The organism is Vibrio sp. Y58_MX_L22, from assembly GCF_024181865.1.
Lineage (GTDB): Bacteria > Pseudomonadota > Gammaproteobacteria > Enterobacterales > Vibrionaceae > Vibrio > Vibrio alginolyticus.
Map to the genome: position 1 here is coordinate 104,788 of NZ_JAMZAN010000009.1, position 16,774 is coordinate 121,561.

Annotated in this window: 12 protein-coding genes; 5 read left to right on the forward strand and 7 right to left on the reverse strand. The window is 41.8% G+C overall.

The genetic code is table 11. From position 1 onward, the window contains the following. Positions 1–82 precede the first annotated feature (82 nt). Positions 83–691: a response regulator transcription factor gene (locus tag NL626_RS18915; protein ID WP_253657643.1), complete on the forward strand. Its 609-nt coding sequence runs from the start codon at positions 83–85 to the stop codon at positions 689–691. Here NL626_RS18915 and NL626_RS18920 read toward each other — a convergent pair. The 5 genes from NL626_RS18920 to NL626_RS18940 all read right to left on the reverse strand — a co-directional run bounded on the left by NL626_RS18920 (position 688) and on the right by NL626_RS18940 (position 8,517). After that, positions 688–1,575 (reverse strand): LysR family transcriptional regulator, encoded by an 888-nt coding sequence (locus tag NL626_RS18920; RefSeq protein WP_033906494.1) that lies wholly within the window; start codon positions 1,573–1,575, stop codon positions 688–690. The genes NL626_RS18915 and NL626_RS18920 overlap by 4 nt on opposite strands. Before the next feature lie 157 nt (positions 1,576–1,732). Further along, positions 1,733–3,103, reverse strand: a complete 1,371-nt coding sequence (locus NL626_RS18925) for a GGDEF domain-containing protein (RefSeq protein ID WP_053307630.1) — start codon at positions 3,101–3,103, stop codon at positions 1,733–1,735. Positions 3,104–3,112: 9 nt separating this feature from the next. Then, positions 3,113–3,709, reverse strand: coding sequence for a response regulator transcription factor (locus NL626_RS18930; protein ID WP_017635347.1), 597 nt, complete (start codon positions 3,707–3,709; stop codon positions 3,113–3,115). Beyond that, positions 3,702–4,868, reverse strand: coding sequence for an EAL domain-containing protein (locus tag NL626_RS18935; RefSeq protein WP_054576033.1), 1,167 nt, complete (start codon positions 4,866–4,868; stop codon positions 3,702–3,704). Before NL626_RS18935 ends, NL626_RS18930 begins: the two co-directional genes overlap by 8 nt. Continuing rightward, complete coding sequence (locus NL626_RS18940) at positions 4,852–8,517, reverse strand: transporter substrate-binding domain-containing protein (protein ID WP_253657644.1); 3,666 nt, start codon at positions 8,515–8,517, stop codon at positions 4,852–4,854. Before NL626_RS18940 ends, NL626_RS18935 begins: the two co-directional genes overlap by 17 nt. A gap of 447 nt (positions 8,518–8,964) precedes the next feature. Between NL626_RS18940 and ylqF the strand changes: the two genes are divergently transcribed. Both ylqF and cqsA read left to right on the forward strand, forming a co-directional pair. After that, positions 8,965–9,909 (forward strand): ribosome biogenesis GTPase YlqF, encoded by a 945-nt coding sequence (gene ylqF / locus NL626_RS18945; protein ID WP_005376521.1) that lies wholly within the window; start codon positions 8,965–8,967, stop codon positions 9,907–9,909. 337 nt (positions 9,910–10,246) lie between these two features. Next, on the forward strand, positions 10,247–11,428 hold the full coding sequence (gene cqsA / locus NL626_RS18950) for an alpha-hydroxyketone-type quorum-sensing autoinducer synthase (protein WP_213968441.1): 1,182 nt from the start codon (positions 10,247–10,249) through the stop codon (positions 11,426–11,428). A 103-nt stretch (positions 11,429–11,531) separates the two neighbouring features. On the opposite strand, the gene NL626_RS18955 is transcribed toward cqsA, so the two are convergent. Next, complete coding sequence (locus tag NL626_RS18955) at positions 11,532–13,577, reverse strand: response regulator (RefSeq protein ID WP_253657645.1); 2,046 nt, start codon at positions 13,575–13,577, stop codon at positions 11,532–11,534. A gap of 363 nt (positions 13,578–13,940) precedes the next feature. On the opposite strand from NL626_RS18955, the gene NL626_RS18960 reads away from it, so the two are divergent. After that, on the forward strand, positions 13,941–14,558 hold the full coding sequence (locus NL626_RS18960; protein WP_213968442.1) for an HAD family phosphatase: 618 nt from the start codon (positions 13,941–13,943) through the stop codon (positions 14,556–14,558). Between the two features lie 89 nt (positions 14,559–14,647). Here the strand turns inward: NL626_RS18960 and NL626_RS18965 are convergent, their stop codons facing one another. Further along, positions 14,648–15,196 (reverse strand): GNAT family N-acetyltransferase, encoded by a 549-nt coding sequence (locus NL626_RS18965; protein ID WP_005376525.1) that lies wholly within the window; start codon positions 15,194–15,196, stop codon positions 14,648–14,650. A gap of 271 nt (positions 15,197–15,467) precedes the next feature. Here NL626_RS18965 and NL626_RS18970 point away from each other — a divergent pair, with 271 nt between their 5' ends. Then, on the forward strand, positions 15,468–16,592 hold the full coding sequence (locus NL626_RS18970) for a fatty acid desaturase (RefSeq protein WP_017821552.1): 1,125 nt from the start codon (positions 15,468–15,470) through the stop codon (positions 16,590–16,592). The last annotated feature ends 182 nt before the right edge of the window (positions 16,593–16,774 follow it).

Below are 16,774 nucleotides of genomic sequence, written 5' to 3' on the forward strand. Positions count from 1 at the left end.
CAAGGTTTTTCCTACAATCCTATTCATCCAATTGCGCTGTCGCCTGACAGCACACTAGTTGATGTATTAGGTGAGGTTCACTTTGAATAATGTTCTTATTATCGACGCTCAACCATTGTATAGCGAAGCACTTGCTTCTCTAGTTGAATCTGTAATCAACGCAGCTGAAGTGATTCAAACCACTGACAGTGCGGAAGTGATGGATCTTGTTCGAGGCCAACAGATTGATTTGATTATTTTAGACGTAGTGCTTGGCGACCGCGATGGTATGCGTTTAGCCAAAAACATTTTAGCGACGGGATATCGTGGCCGACTGTTATTTGTTTCTTCACGTGACTACTCGAGTCTTTCTAAAGCCGCGTACGAAATGGGCGCAAACGGCTTCTTAAGCAAACATGAAACAAGAGAGACCATTATTGACGCAATTGTGAGTGTTTCACGCGGTTACTCAATGTTTAAGTCGACTCACACACCATCGTCGGGTAACGTAACACTTTCAAATCGCGAAGCCATGGTGTTCCATTATCTTGTACAAGGCTACTCAAATAAGAAGATTTCTGAACAACTTTCACTCAGCGCTAAAACAATCAGCACCTACAAAACGCGTATTCTGAAAAAGTACCATGCGGACACGTTGATTGAACTTCTGCATACTATCCCTCAGTCAGAAAACATTGAGTTTTGCCGCTAAGCGCTCATGTATTTTGCAATAGCACCGATTAACAACTGGTGCATTGCATCATGTCTTAAGCTTTGCTTCACCTGTACAACCACTTTTGGCCAGCCATCTGGGTAAAAATGCTCTGGCACTCTTATAAATTTATATCCATCAATTGGCGCCTGATATTCAAGTAACACGGTTGCGGCGCTTTTTTGCTTAATTAGCTTCAATACGCTGCTTACGTTGTCTAGAGCCGCAATACGGTTGATGACCATACCGTGGCTTTCCATTGCACGCTTAACGAGCTGCTCTTTCTCTTTCCAACCGATAATCTCTAACATGATAAAGGGAAGTTTGGCCGCTTCTTCCAGGGTGGTAATTCCCAGCTCTTCAGGGACAACTACCACAGCAGGCGCATAGCCGATGAACTTCTGATAAACAGATTTCGGAACATCCTCGTTGAAGTAATGTAACTGCGCATCCACTTTGCCTAGGATTATCTCTTCTATCGTATACTCTGTAATCGTTGCTATCGAAATGTGCGCCTTGGGAAACAGCACCATTAAATCCATTGCAAGTAAATGCCCAAATGAGTATTGAGCGGTTTGCGGTAAACAAATGGTGATGTCTTTTTCGTAATTTTCCGGTTCAAACTCATCTCTAATTAGACAAGTTTCAAGCTTCTCGAGTGCATCGGAAATTTTAGGTAATTGACGTTTTAAATAGTCCGTCGGTTCCATGTGATGAGGATGCCGAATAAACAATTCATCGTTTAGCTGGAGTCGCAATCGGGCAAGGTATTTGCTAATTGACGCTTCACTCTTCCCCATCGCTTTCGCAACGGGCTTGAGCTGACGGTGCTTATCCAGTAAGACAAGTATTTTAAGTAAGTTTAAGTCGAGATCTTTGTTCACGTGCGACACCAGATGTAAGGTCGAGAATAAATAGAGCAATCACTATTTGTTGACTGCTCTAATATAAAAGACCACTCATTCTGTTTGGTCAAATTAATCAAACAGTTATGTCATGGTTATGTTCCGTAACTTAACATTGAGTCAATACCAGACCTGCTTAATGGGACTTTTGTCTGTGTTTTTTCATCTCATAGAGATCTTCATCTGCACGTACAATAACGTCCTGAAGCGTTTCGTGTAATTCATTCGCCGCGATACCAGTACTCACACTAACCTCGATATCCAAGGTCTTTAGTCGGTTATCTTTAACGACACTACGAAGCTTCTTCGCCAATATTGAAGATTGACTGATACTGCAACCCGGCAGAATCGCAACAAACTCATCACCACCAGTTCGAACTAGATAATCACTATTTCGAAACACTTTAGACATAGCATCAGCAATAATTCCAATAACTTCGTCCCCTACATGGTGACCGTAATGGTCATTGATTCGCTTGATCCTATCGCCATCTATTGCAATGACGGAATATGGCGCGGTTTCCAAACGACGTTTGAACTCGCTATCTTGAAAAACTCTGCGGTTAAACAATCCCGTTAAATCATCTTTCGTCACGTTCGTCAGTGCTTTCGCGAGGCGAAGTTGGCTCTCTTTAGATTCATAAGCTTTGTTGTAATACGCTAAGGTTACGAAAAAGAAGATGATAAACAAGAACACGTAATCCAATACAATTTTGCTGAATGGGTACATGTAAACGATAAGATTGTTGTTGTCTGCGACATATGATTGGGTGTACGCGAATGATGGAAAGGGGTAGCCAGCGAAATAAATCACCATTTGTTTGTTCCCATTCGCTATTTGAACATCCACCGCTTTCCCATCATTATAAAGCGGCGAGAGGTATAATTGTTCCGAGAACTCTCCCACTAACTCACCTTGAAAGTAAACCGGACTCATGATGCTTATCGCCATGTCATCGGAGTATGTCGTTTTAAATGGTAGGGAAAACAATACCCGGTCCGTTAGTTGCTCTTTCCACGCGGCTAACACACAAGAATAGTTACTTTTACACCAATCAACATCAAATGTGGCTTTCACTCCCTCTAGCGCTTCAATCGGTCTCTCTAAGATGAGTTTGTTTCCAGTATAAGAACGAAAATACATAACGGCATTTTGTCGATTGAACGCATTTGATAAATACGCTTCAGCCTGATGAAGCGATTTCCGTGCAACAGCTTCAACGTAATTAAGTTTTTCATAACGTGACAGGGAGTAAATCGCATCTTGAAAGCTCAGCTCTGTTTGCGCTTCTACTTCACTCACGCTCATGCCTTTGTATTGCTCGAGCTGCGCTTCCGTCAATAGCCCCATGAGAATTACTTTTTGTTTTATTTTGGCTAAATTATTCGCGTAAGTGTTGAACTGCTTTACTTCATAAGAAATTAACACCGCACCAATCATTGTGACAGAAGTGACGAATAGTAATGTTGCGATGAAAAGAGACAACGCGATACTTTTAAGTGTCATGATGCGGTCTTACGCCCCCGCCACTCTTGTTAGCTCAACAATGTTCTTTACGTTAAATTTATCCAATAGACGACGTTTGTATGTGCTGACTGTTTTGTCACTTATTGATAGCACTGAAGCGATTTCTCGATTGGACTTTCCTTGTAATAAATACTTCATTACTGCGCTTTCTCTGCTTGAAAGTTGTGGCATTTCTCGAACGCTATTAACAACTTGCTTAAATTTGAAGAAGGTATACCCCTTCTCTACCGCTTCTATCGCGTCTTTAAGAATGTCGTGATTTTCCGATTTACACACGTAGCCATCAGCGCCAGAACGAAAAGCCATTTGGCTGTACATTTGGCTAGTTTCAGCGGAGAAGAAAATGACTTTGCCTTCATAACCATGGGATTTGATACGTTTGTAGAAATCAAACCCATCGCAATCTGCCAAGTTCACATCTAAGATCAACAGTTGAATTTCTTCCTTTTTCAATATTTGTAATGCCATCTTCGCTGATGTTGCAGTAAATACCCCATTTGTTTTACCTAACTCTTCCAGCAACGACTTGATTGCAACACAAACGAGAGGATGATCGTCAAAGATCAAGTAATTCAATTTATTCATATCTTTCATTTAGTATGGTTATGGCTTCTAGTGGCATGGGTTTATCAATGTAGAAGCCTTGGCAAAGATCAATGCCATACTCACGTATCGCTTGCAGTGTGACTTCGTCTTCAATACCTTCCGCGACCAATCGTATATTCAAACTTTTCGCTAACGCGCAAATAGCAACAACGATGTTGCGTTTTTTGATATCGCATTCGACACCTTGTACAAACGAACGATCGATTTTTAACTCGTTGAATGGCAGTTGAGCCAGTTTTTCAAACGTCGATGACCCCGTGCCAAAATCATCTATTGAGACAGTGACACCGTTCATCCTCAACTTGAGTAAATTCTTGTACAGGGACGCGCTAGTCTGAAATGTATCTCGCTCTGTAATTTCAATGGTGATTTGTGATGGGTCAATCTCGCTCTCTAAACATTGCTGTAAAAAGTAATGAGAGAACGCCGTATCTTCTAAATTTTCATGGTCTACATTGATGGATACGTTTTGCGTCAATCCGCGGTGTTTCATGTCATAAATAACATTACTCAATACAGCTTGAAACAACTCTCCAGAAAGGCGGCAACGCTCTACAATTGGCAAAAAATAATGAGGGGGTAACACACCATAAATAGGATGATTCCAACGCGCGAGCGCTTCATACCCAAGCACTTCCCCACTTTGCACATCGACTAAAGGCTGGTAATAATTTTTCACGCGCCCTTCAGCCAGAGCAAACAGGAATTCTTGATCTTCCACTTCAATAGGTTGCGCAAAGCTGACTTGTTTCGCTTTTTCATCTTTTATTTTACCCAACAAATCAACGACTTCATTTTCATCGTATGGCTTAGGCAGCTTCCCTAATACTTCAAAACTAAATCCCTCGCACATGGCTCTTACCGCAGAAATAATGGTCAATTCCATTGCACTGACCAGTACAACTTGCCCCTGGTACTGGACTTTATCGAGCATTTCCATCATATCGATGCCGTCTTTTCCGGGCATTTGGATATCACAAAAAATCACGTCAAAATATTGTTCCTGCACACTCTGAATAGCGGCATCCACACAGTTAAAAGGGATGACTTGCGCGCAATAGCGTTCCAATATTTGCGTAAGTATTGTGGTTTGTAGCGGATGGTCATCAATCACCATCACATTAAATTGTGTATTCATTTGTCTCTACCCAATAGTTTATGTTTTCGATCTCCTGCTCGATTCGTAAAATTAGCTCCGCTGTTCGCCTGTCAAACTCCGCAGCAGTAACTCGTTCTGCCTCAATACAAAGCTCAGCCAGCATGCTTACCCCTATCGTCCCAACCGCTCCTTTGATGCCATGAATGACCCGTTTTTTGTCTCGCTCAGTCGATGCGGCGTTTAAGTTTTTTATATCTGTAGACATTGATTGACTAAACACGCGCGCAATCTCTTTTGCGTCCTGAGCTTTGAACCGTTTAATCCAGCCGGGCAGCCTACCCCTCTCTTTTTCGCCAATAAATGGAATCAAAACGGTTTTTAATTGATTAAGGTCATAGGGCTTGTAGAGCACATCATCAATGCCGATATCCTGTGTACGTTCAATGGCAAGACGAGCATCTTCTGCTGTCACACCGATGATTGGAATTGCTTTAAATTCGGAGTTTTTCACGTGCCTAACAAGCTCATAGCCATCCATTTCTGGCATATGAAAATCGGTCATCAGCAACACAACGTTTTCATCTTGGTTGATGTATTCCCATGCTTCGCGGCCGTTATTCACAATGACAGGTTCGATTCCAAGTTCATGAAGCTGCATTGCTATCACACTTTGGTTAATGGGATTATCTTCTGCGACCAGTACCGTGCCGAGAACCCAAGAAACCACTTCTTGATTTACGTCACTAAGCTTGGTTTCTTGCTGCGTTTGGCTGAGCAAATTGAACAATGTATCTGGATATTGAATCTCTCTTAGCGTAAGACTGCCAAGTACCCTTTGTTCGTCACGCAGCATTAGGCCATTAAAACTGGCATCGCTGTCGTGTATAGGGTGAAGGTTCGCCACCATTGTTTTTAACGTCGCTGGACGCATTTTCCACGCGTCACACCACTGGCGAATATTAAGTGGTAAGCTCTCGCTATACGTCCAGTTCAAACAAACGTCTGGCTCAGAGTCGCAATGCTCAATTGGCAGTCTGACAGTAATCGTCGTGCCCAAGCCAAATTGTGAATCGATGCAGAGCACGCCGCCCATGCAGTCGATCAATCGGTCAACAATGCTTAGCCCCAATCCAGTACCGCCATATTTACGCGTAATAGTGTCATCCGCTTGAACAAAAGGATTGAGAATGCCTTCGAGTTGGTCATCCGTCATGCCGATACCTGAATCCGCCACTTTCAAAATAAGCTGCTTTTCATGAAGAATGACACTGATTCCAACTTCTCCTTCGGCAGTGAATTTCATCGCATTGGAGAGTAGATTGGTGGTAATTTGCACCAATCGCAGCGCGTCGATTTCAATGAAAGCATTCGAAAATGGTTTGATTGTCACTTTGTAATCCAAACCTTTCGCAAGCGCTCGTGGTTCAAAGCTTCGAAACACATCGCACAAGGTTTTAAGCAAGTCGGTCTTAACTGGGGCGACGGTTAAGTGCCCTGCCTCTAACTTTGAATAATCCAGTACTTCGTCTACTAGCGTATTCAAATGATTGAGCGAGCGTATGGCTTGGGCAATTAACTCGCGATTTGAATCTGCCGTCACTTGGCGATTTAGCAAATCGAGGATGCCGTGTGCTGCCGACAATGGCGTTCTTAATTCGTGACTCATGGTTGCCAAAAAGTTTTCGCGCGCACGTACCGCGGTTTGCGCTTCTTTTTGCGCATCGATTAACGCCTGCTCACGTTCTTTTTGCTGGGTAATATCTTGAATAACAGTCAGTACAAACTTGTTCTTACCGCTAGGAGAAGCGATGACTTTGCGTTCTCGATATACATGTTTAATATCAAGTTCACAGCCCGACGAGGCAACCTCTTCTGAAATACGCTTTCCAGCGATAACAGTGGTCAGTTCATCAAAATTATTCACCAGAGGAGCGTGCGCAGAATCACTTTTCAACTTACATTGTTGGCACTGTTTACTGTTGTAGTTGGCACAATTGCTCATCTCCATATGGTTATTTTCACTATGGATAAAAACCAAGCTATTGATCTCTTTGATGATGTCCATCAGCCATTGCTTTTCCGCTTCCTCATTGTCAGCATTAAATTCGGCTAACCTCACTTTAAGTCGCATGTGAGATAAGATGAAATACGCCGCAATTAACATGAGACAGAATATGAATGAACCAGCAACAACAAATGTAGCGATCTGCTCCGCGTCATAGCCATAAGTCAGTTTGAAGCTTCGGTGAGAACGCAGCAGTTTTTCGATCTCGTTAGAATCAATGGTTTCGATGATGCTGTTCAACATGTGTTGAAGTTGTGTATTGTGGTTTGCAACCGCAAATGCATTAGAGAACGTCAAAACGTCCTCCGCATTGATCACCAAGCCATCGACTTGATCTTGTGCAATCATGTTGTGAACGATGTCGTCAGGAATGTAAGCCACATCCAAAACGCCCGATTTCAAATCGGTAAGCAGCTTCTTCAAATCATCATAATGATCAACTTGGCCTTGCTGCCAAGTGCCCAAATGAACTAACCCTTGCTTTTTCAAAGTGAGCAGAATACCCGCTTCTTTCAGTGCAGATTTATCGCGCTTACTCTGCTCCGCTTGGATAGCCACGTAATTACTGTGCATGAATGGTTTAGTGAACAACCAATCTGACTTAGGTAGCTCACCCACATAAGAGATGGGGACTATATCGGCATCAAATGCCGTTAATCCATTGGAAAGGCTCGACGTCGGCTTCACATACTTAAAGCTCAAGCCAGTACGAGACTGCAATAAGTCGATGAAGTCTGGAAAGAAACCGTCTAGCTCGCCCGTTTGCGAATCTCGGTAGAGAAACGGATAAGCTTCGTCACTGCTGCTGTAAGTTATCACTAGTTTGTTTTGATGATTACGTCGGTAATCTACCAATAACTTATCACTGATATGGTAAGGATTTTTCGAGGCGACGGAGCGAATGTTTTTTCCATTTTGCTCCCACTGAAGGATTTTGTTGATGTCATCGATCAGACTCTGTTTGTCCAACGAAGCGATAAAACTCACCTCTTCGTTTTTCAACCAACTGGGAATATCGACAACCCCTTTTACAATGTCATTCAAATCCAAATATTGGGTAATACCAACATAAGTGTAAATCAGCGCGTTCGCTTTACCTCGCTTAACTTCATTAAACGCCTCTAAACGTGTTTTAACGTAATGTATCTTATCGATACCGCGTTCAGTGAGGTTGTCACAATACACACTGCCCTCAACACACACCCATTTAAGATCACGCGCATCACTATCTCGGTAAGTGGCATTCCGATACCAAACCGCGATAGTGCTCGAAAAGAAAGGCATCGAAAACAAGAAACGCTTTTCTCTTGCTGCTGTTTTACTAAATCCAACCGCACCATCAATCTTCTTGCTTTCGACATCCGCAAGTAAAGACGGAATATGCTTGTAAGTCCGAAGTTCTAACTCATAATCCAAAGCTTTAGTAATGTTAGACAAATACTCAAGACTAATTCCGTACGAAGGACCAACGCTACCGTCAAACGAGTCTTTAGCTTCGTCTTGCGCAATAACACCAACGATGACCTTCGGTTTAGGACTCTGTTTGGCAGTTGAGCAAAAAGAACTCGCTAAAAAAATTAAGGCGACGGACGATACCGTAATACTTCTAAGAATACTGAGCATGACTGCTTCCTCTGAATGGAAGCTCAGACTAGTTTTTGTCAGATAAAAGTCAAACTTCGCTCAATAGCGAAATAAAAATAAAGCTTTGATATAAAAACAAAAAACCAAAATTCGTCAGAACAATCTGACAACACAATCCACCTTTGACTACACAGCGTTTGCGTTCGGTCTCTCACCCAGACGGATATTCACTGCGAGTCGGTATACATAAGGGATGTGTGCTTTTAGGTTTGCACGCCATAGCTTTTTACTTTCATCTTGAATGATTCATCATCATTCCATGATAAACTGGCGTATTAACATGAAAGAAAGCTCAACTCCGCGGTTTCGAGCAGCTTGAAGTAAACACAGTTTTAGAAAATGCGTTCTAGTATTGTGTCACTCAAGATTCACATTGCTACTTTTACAACCGCTGGAGCATTAGAAAAATTAAGGTATTAAATTCAAATGGTTAATAACTCAATCCAGTGGTTTCCTGGCCACATGCACAAAGCACGTAAAGAGATCGAAGAAGCAATCCCTCAAGTGGATGTGATCATCGAAGTACTGGATGCTCGTATTCCTTTCAGTAGTGAAAACCCTTTGATTTCTCAAATCCGTGGTGACAAACCTGTCGTTAAAGTTTTGAACAAACGTGATTTGGCCGATCCAGAGTTAACTCAACTGTGGATTGAGCACTTGGAGCAAGAGCAACATGTAAAAGCAATGGCGATCACGACTTCTGAACCACAAGAAGTGCATCGAATCATGGAGCTTTGCCGCAAACTTGCCCCACACCGAGAAGAAATTGGTAAAAACATTCGCACCATGATCATGGGCATCCCAAACGTTGGAAAGTCGACGATCATTAACACCCTCGCAGGCCGAACAATCGCTGTAACAGGTAACCAACCCGCGGTTACACGTCGTCAACAGCGTATCAACCTGCAAAATGGCATCGTATTATCTGATACTCCAGGAATTTTATGGCCAAAAGTGGAAAATCCACACAGTGGCTTCCGCCTTGCGGCTACCGGCGCGGTAAAAGATACAGCGATGGAATATGACGAAGTCGCATTCTATACCATTGAATACCTAGCAGCTCATTATGCAGATAAGCTTAAAGAGCGTTATCAAATTGAAGAGCTTCCAGAATCAGATATCGAGATCATGGAAGAAATTGGTCGCCGCCGCGGTGCACTACGTGCTGGTGGACGTGTTGACTTACACAAAGTATCAGAGATCTTATTGCACGAACTTCGCCAAGGCACTTTGGGCCAAATTACATTAGAACGCCCAGAAATGATCACTCAAGAACTGATTGAAGTCGAGATTGAAACCGCCCGTAAAGAAGAAGAGAAAGCGAAGCGTAAAGAAGAGCGTCGTAAGCGCTATTTACGTAATAAGCGATAAGCTTGTCTCTTATCTACTCATGTTTCAAGGCGCGATTTTCGCGCCTTTTTTGTTATCTAATGCGCCCATTTTTTTCACTTTTCAAACTTTATATTCCTCATCCAAAATCCCAGATATGAAGCACGAAAAAACACCGAAAAATCGCCGTATAAACTTTAAGCACAAACTAGTTTAGACCCCGGGCCCCTATAGAGTTACAGCCACCATCCAACCCTCAAATGTCGAGTTTGCAAGGGTCTGCAAACTTATGCAACCTGGTTAGTGACACTCTCCCCAAAATCCGCAATATGAATAAGTGTCAGCGCTGGCGTTTTTCCATATGAAGAAGAGATTTATTATGAGTGAAACTATACAAAGCAAACCACTTCCCTCCTTTATCGAGGAACGCCTAGATTTTTATATTCAAGATCTAATCGAACCGAATGAGAACAAAAAACACCTTGTTCTTGGTAAACGCCCACCGTGTAATGCCGTTGTCCTGCAAAGCAATGATTACCTTGCACTGTCTCATAATAAGGAGATTCAAAACGCGCATCGTGATGGGATTTCCCAGCACGATGACAACGTCGTGATGTCCGCGATTTTCTTACAAGACGATGAATCGAAACCTGTATTTGAAACACAACTAGCCAGTTTCGTTGGTATGCCTAGTTGTCTACTTTCTCAATCTGGTTGGGCTGCGAATGTCGGTTTATTGCAGACTATTTGTGCACCGAACATACCTGTGTACATTGATTTCTTTGCACATATGTCTTTGTGGGAAGGCGCACGTATTGCCGGAGCACAAATTCATCCGTTCATGCATAACAACACCAGCCACCTAAGAAAACAGATTTCACGTCACGGTTCAGGGATAATTGTTGTGGATTCGGTTTACAGCACTATCGGGACTATCGCTCCTCTACGTGATATCTACGAAATAGCACAGGAGTTTGACTGCGGCCTGGTTGTAGATGAATCACACTCTTTAGGTACACACGGTCCACAAGGTGCGGGGATACTGCAGAGCCTTGGCTTAACTCATAAGGTAGATTTTATTACCGTTAGTCTTGCCAAGACATTTGCTTATCGTGCTGGCGCGATTTTAGGCCCAGAAAAACTGTCGAAGACGCTTCCGTTTGTGGCGTACCCTGCAATATTTAGTTCTACCGTATTACCGCAAGAGATCATTCGGCTAGAGAAAACACTGGACGTCATAAGAAAATCAGATGATAAGCGAGATATTCTGTTTGAAAGAGCCAAGTCTTTAGCCGTTGGTTTAAAACGCATTGGATTTACTATTCGCAGTGAATCACAAATTATCGCATTAGAATGCGGCAACGAGAGAAACACTGAGCGAGTCCGCGATTTTCTCGAAGAGCGAAATGTTTACGGCGCAGTGTTTTGCCGCCCTGCAACTGGAAGGAACAAAAACATCATCCGTTTTTCAGTCAATGCCGACATGACAGCTGCTGAAGTTGATCATGTACTCACTGTCTGCCAACAAGCATTTGCACACCCTGACTTAGAGTTTGTGTAAGTTAGTGTGTAGATAAAACTAAAGAGCTCAACAGTTTTGCTGAGCTCTTTATTCGTGTTATTCGTTGTGAGCAACTCGCCTCAAGAAAACAAGTCGCGAATGATTAGATCCAGTTTGCGATTTTATCGAACAAGCGATTTTTATCCGCCGGTTTTACGATGAAGTCAGACATACCCGAAGACCCAATTTTGTCCAACGTGACAGGTGAACTATCCCCTGTATGTGCAATAATAGGTACCGACGCATAGTTTTTATCCGAGCTTCGAATTCGCCTAGACGCTTCTACACCATCCATAATTGGCATTTCGATATCCATCAGAATGAGATCAACATCTTCTTGCTCTAGTGTATCCAGAGCCTGCTGCCCGTCTTCTTTCTGAATCACTTCAAAGCCTTGCTTTTCAAGTAACATTGCCGTGAATTTACGCAAAGATTCATTATCATCCACGACCATAATTGTGCGCTTATTTGAATTATCTAACGTTACCGAGGCCGTTGGTGTCGATACATAGCTTGAATCATATAAGAGACGCTCAATAGTTAGTTTAGTATTCAATAACCAGGCTTGCGTTTCGATCCAAATAGGTTCATATGCAGCCTTGCGTGCTCTCTGAGTCGGATGATGCTCAAAAAGATAAACGATGCGTGCTTCAGTGAAAGACAAGAGAGATTCTAATCTATCCAATTGGTTTGCTCTTGGATCTAAGCTCTCAAGATCGATAAAAATCAGATCGAATTCGAACTCGTACTCTTTCTTTTTGAGTACTTGGTTGGCATCTAAAATCGTCGAGTCAAAGCCCATAAAACGGCTAATATCTGTTACTTTAGACACCAAGATATCTTGGCTAGTCACCGTTAGAATGGTTTTGAGTTTAGTCAGATCGTTTTTGATTTCAGTAACGGTATCAGATGTCGTTAGTGGGAAAGTTAATGTAAATTGAGACCACTCCCCTAACTGAGATTGACACTCAATGTTCCCCCCAAATGAACGCATGACTTTTTTACAAAACGGTAGACCCAAACCATAACTTCCTGATTTGCCAGTGGTGTAAAAGTCTTGAAAGATATTGCGTAGAACATCAGGAGCAATGCCAGCACCATTATCGGTTACAACAATTTGATTAAAGCGTTCTGAACTTATCATGGATACATGTATGTGAAAATCTTCAGATTTACGGTGATGGAAGGCATTCTTGAAGAGGTTATACATAACGTATTTAAGTAACGTATCACTACCTAGAAACTCAAACTCACTTCTCGCATCCAGCGATATGGCAAATCGATCAGTGGCACGTTTATAACTGAAGCTTTCAATTGCCTGTTCAACGACCGAGTGAACTGAATATTTTTTGAAGCTAGAACGAGAAACTCGATTTTCATCAATCGAAGTTAGCAATAAATCGATGGTTTCATTACCCGATTGGATAATGTTCATTGCATCCTGACTCACTTCACGTAATAAGGTGACATCCTCTACACTCATGACGTACTGCCCTTTTCCTGCCTCTTTCATGTTGGGCAAGATCGACTGGATAACATCTATTGAAGTGCAAAGCCCACTCAACGGGTTACGCATTTCATGTGCAATCCCTGCCCCGAATGATTTTGCCAGCGAGACTTTTGCTTCATGTTCAACTTGGTTACGAAAATAGAACAAATTACCGAAGACATAAATAAACAGAAAGATTGGCACATGAGTCCAATCCATGGTCAAGTCAAGATGGAACCCTTTTGCAACCCAAGCGAAGAATGTTGCTAAACCTATCCCTGCAAAGGTTTGAGCAAACATAACCCTAGTAACATGAACCAGTAAAATGTGTAAGAAAATTGCAGACATAAACGACATAACCCATACATTGGACCAGTCATTCATCAGTAACATATAAAAAAAGAAAAACGGTAAGCACAGCGTTATCGTCACTTGGTAGTAAATAGGAACATAATCTCTCCAAGTCGATGATAAGCGGTTTCTAAAAATGATGCCGAAAAACAATAACGAGCAAAACAATCTAAGAGGTAAATTTTCATAAGCCTGTGGAAAGGCAAACTCCCAGACAAAGTAGTACAGCGGAAAGCCAAGAAACCCCATCCAGCCAACGAGAGTTAGGTTTGGTTCTGCATATTGATAAACCTTACGTATCGAGTCCATATAATCTGTTTTGCTTACTCCGCCTGACGCACAATAGTGTGATTTTGATTCACTTTTATCATTTTATTATTAACTAATTATATATTAATCATCATTTATAAGCAGCGCGAAATGACGTAAACAGCTCGCAATACTTATCTTTAGTTTCAATCTTTTAAGACAGCTGCACTTGATTTACAACCAAATAAACAAAGTTGCATATAGTTTAGTGTAATTTTGCGATAATCGCTCTGTATCCAATTGGATGTTAATCTCATTTTGTTCTAGAAACTTAAGTCGCGCCTTTGGCACGGCTTTCCAACAATTTAAAAACAGCACTCACCGCATATAGCGCGGTGACAAACAATTGGCTTGGGGTGTGTCATGAATTCTTTCCAGATAAAAAATGTCATTTTTGATGTAGGTAATGTATTGGTACGCTGGTCTCCAGTAGAAGTCGTTCGCTTAACATTTGGTGGTTCCGTAGAGTCAGAGAAAATGGCTCAGATGCTATTTTCATCACAAATCTGGAAAGATCTAAATAAAGGGACGATCTCCGAAAGGGAAGCAAAACAGCGTTATCAACATGAACACCAAGTAACAACGGAAGAAATGGACCGCTTCTTTTATTATGTAAAACACACTCAAATATTACTTTACGGCAGTATAGAGCTGTTAAAACGAGTAAAAAGAGCCGGATATGGCGTATATGCGCTCACAGACAACATCAACGAAATTGTGGAACATCTTCGTACTACCTATGAGTTTTGGCCACTGTTTGATGGAGCAATCATCTCTTCTGAAGTTCAATTACTAAAACCACAAGCGGAGATCTACCAAACTCTACTTTCAAAGTATCAGCTTAACCCCGAAGAGACAGTATTTCTTGATGACATGCCTTACAATGTTGAAGGTGCCCGAGCAGTTGGCATGGCTGCTATTCAGTTTGAAAATGCTCAGCAATGTGAGCTCGAACTAAAAGCCATGGGGGTTAACTTCTAGAAAGCTTTTAATAACACATAACGTTAGGGTGCATAAACAAAAAAGAGCAGTGTTGAGACTGCTCTTATCTAGTGTTTTAGAACGCTAGGTTAGGAGTAAATCACGTTTTCCTCAATCCCACTAACTAATGACTGGGCGTTCTTCCAACGGAATACTTTTTCTAACACCTCTTTGCCATCAGGTGCGCGCCAAGTTCGCTCTTGATCCTCTTGTCCACCAATGTGGCGATAGAATTCAATCGCAGAAATGTTTTGCGACACAACTTCTAAATAAAGACCTGTGTCTTTAAAGTACTGCTGTTGCCATTCTGCGACAGCAAGTAATAGCTGCTTACCAATCCCACGACCACGGTAACTGTCATCAACATGCAATGCGTCAATAAAGGTTCCACGCTCGAAATCATGGTTGCCGAACACACAAACAAAGCCAAGTAGCAAACCTCCCTCCTCCGCCAAGACAATGTGCTGATTGAATGGTGGGTTGGTCAAACGGGTTTGCCAAATCAGTAGTTTGTCGTCAATCGCTTCTTTCTCAAGATAGTTATCACTAAGAATGCCACGGTAATGACGCTTCCAGCTATCCGCATGAAGATGCGCAATGCGCTCGTAGTCCTTATATTCCGCTAATCGTAAATCCATTACGTATTCCTATTTTCTTACATTTTTGCTTCTTTATAGAGTCTCGGTATATTCCACCTTTATAACACTTGTTTCTTGGCAGATTTTATACACCTTAAGCCAGAGCTCATTTTTTAATACTACTCATTATTCAATTAAAAGCAAAATATCCCATCAAGTTCCTTAATCTACACCCAAAGGAATCATCACATTTGTCTAACTTTAATTTGACTTACATGTGTACGCTGATATTCTGGCGAACAGTTGTTAGCTCAAAGTTAGGGATACACCTGTGACTCAAAACAAACCACCTGTTATCTGGTTGAATACATTAATATTTTCTGCCAGTTTTGTTCTAACTTTTATTGTAATGCCTTGGTATGCATATCATTTTGGACTGGGTTGGGAACATCTAATTTGGGGAGTGATTGCATTTAGTTTTACTAACCTTTCTATTACAGCAGGCTATCATCGTCTCTGGAGCCACAAAACATACGAAGCTCATCCTATTTTGCGCGCCATTTTTGCGATTGGAGGAGCATTTTCTTTGCAAAATAGTGCATTACATTGGTCTTCTGATCATCGTGTGCATCACAAACATGTCGACAATAACGATAAAGATCCGTACTCAGCCAAGCGGGGTTTTTGGTATTCTCACATTGGGTGGATGTTACGTGATTACAATAAATCAAAGGAAAACGAATATACAAACTGCCGTGATCTAAAGCGCGACAAAATCGTCATGTGGCAGCATAAGTATTATGTTCCACTTGCCCTACTGACTAATATTGGTTTCCCAGTCATGCTCGGACTGATCTACGGTGATATCTGGGGGATGTTATTGGTCGTTGGTGCGGCTCGACTCTTTATGAGTCACCATACGACTTTTTTCATTAACTCCCTCGCACATATTTGGGGTAAGCAAACTTTCACAGACAAAAACACTGCTCGCGATAATGGTGTACTCGCCTTTTTCACATTTGGAGAGGGTTACCATAATTTCCATCATATTTTCGAGAATGACTATCGCAATGGCGTGTATTGGTGGCATTACGACCCAACGAAGTGGTTGATAAAGTCATGTTCTTGGCTAGGACTCACATCTAAGTTGCGCACAACGCCTACATTTAGAATTGAAAAAGCCCGTGCGAGTCAACTTTTGAAGAAAGCAAGAGAAAAGCTAGAATCGAAACCGAATACGCAAACGATCCTCGATCAACTACAGCACGAGTTTGATACTCTAGTTCATCACATGCAGGAATACTACGAGATGCGCAAAGAAGTACTCGGTGCCAAAACTGCCAGTGTGGTAAAAAAATACGAATGTTCTGTAACGAAAATGAAGTACCAGCAAATTAAAGCAGAGTTCGAACGGCAGCAACGTAGTTGGAACCTTATGGTTCGTCGATACGCATAGTTTATCCTCATTCTTACGATTACTTAGCTTCGCTTCCGCGAAGCTTTTTTGTTGTGAAGAGTGTTTTCCAATAATTGCTTATTGAGTAAAGTCTTTTTCCTATTGTGAATCAATTCACTCATTATTCATTCACTTTCCTAGTCATATTTTCCTTCCTATAAATAGCTTCAAACCAGCATATA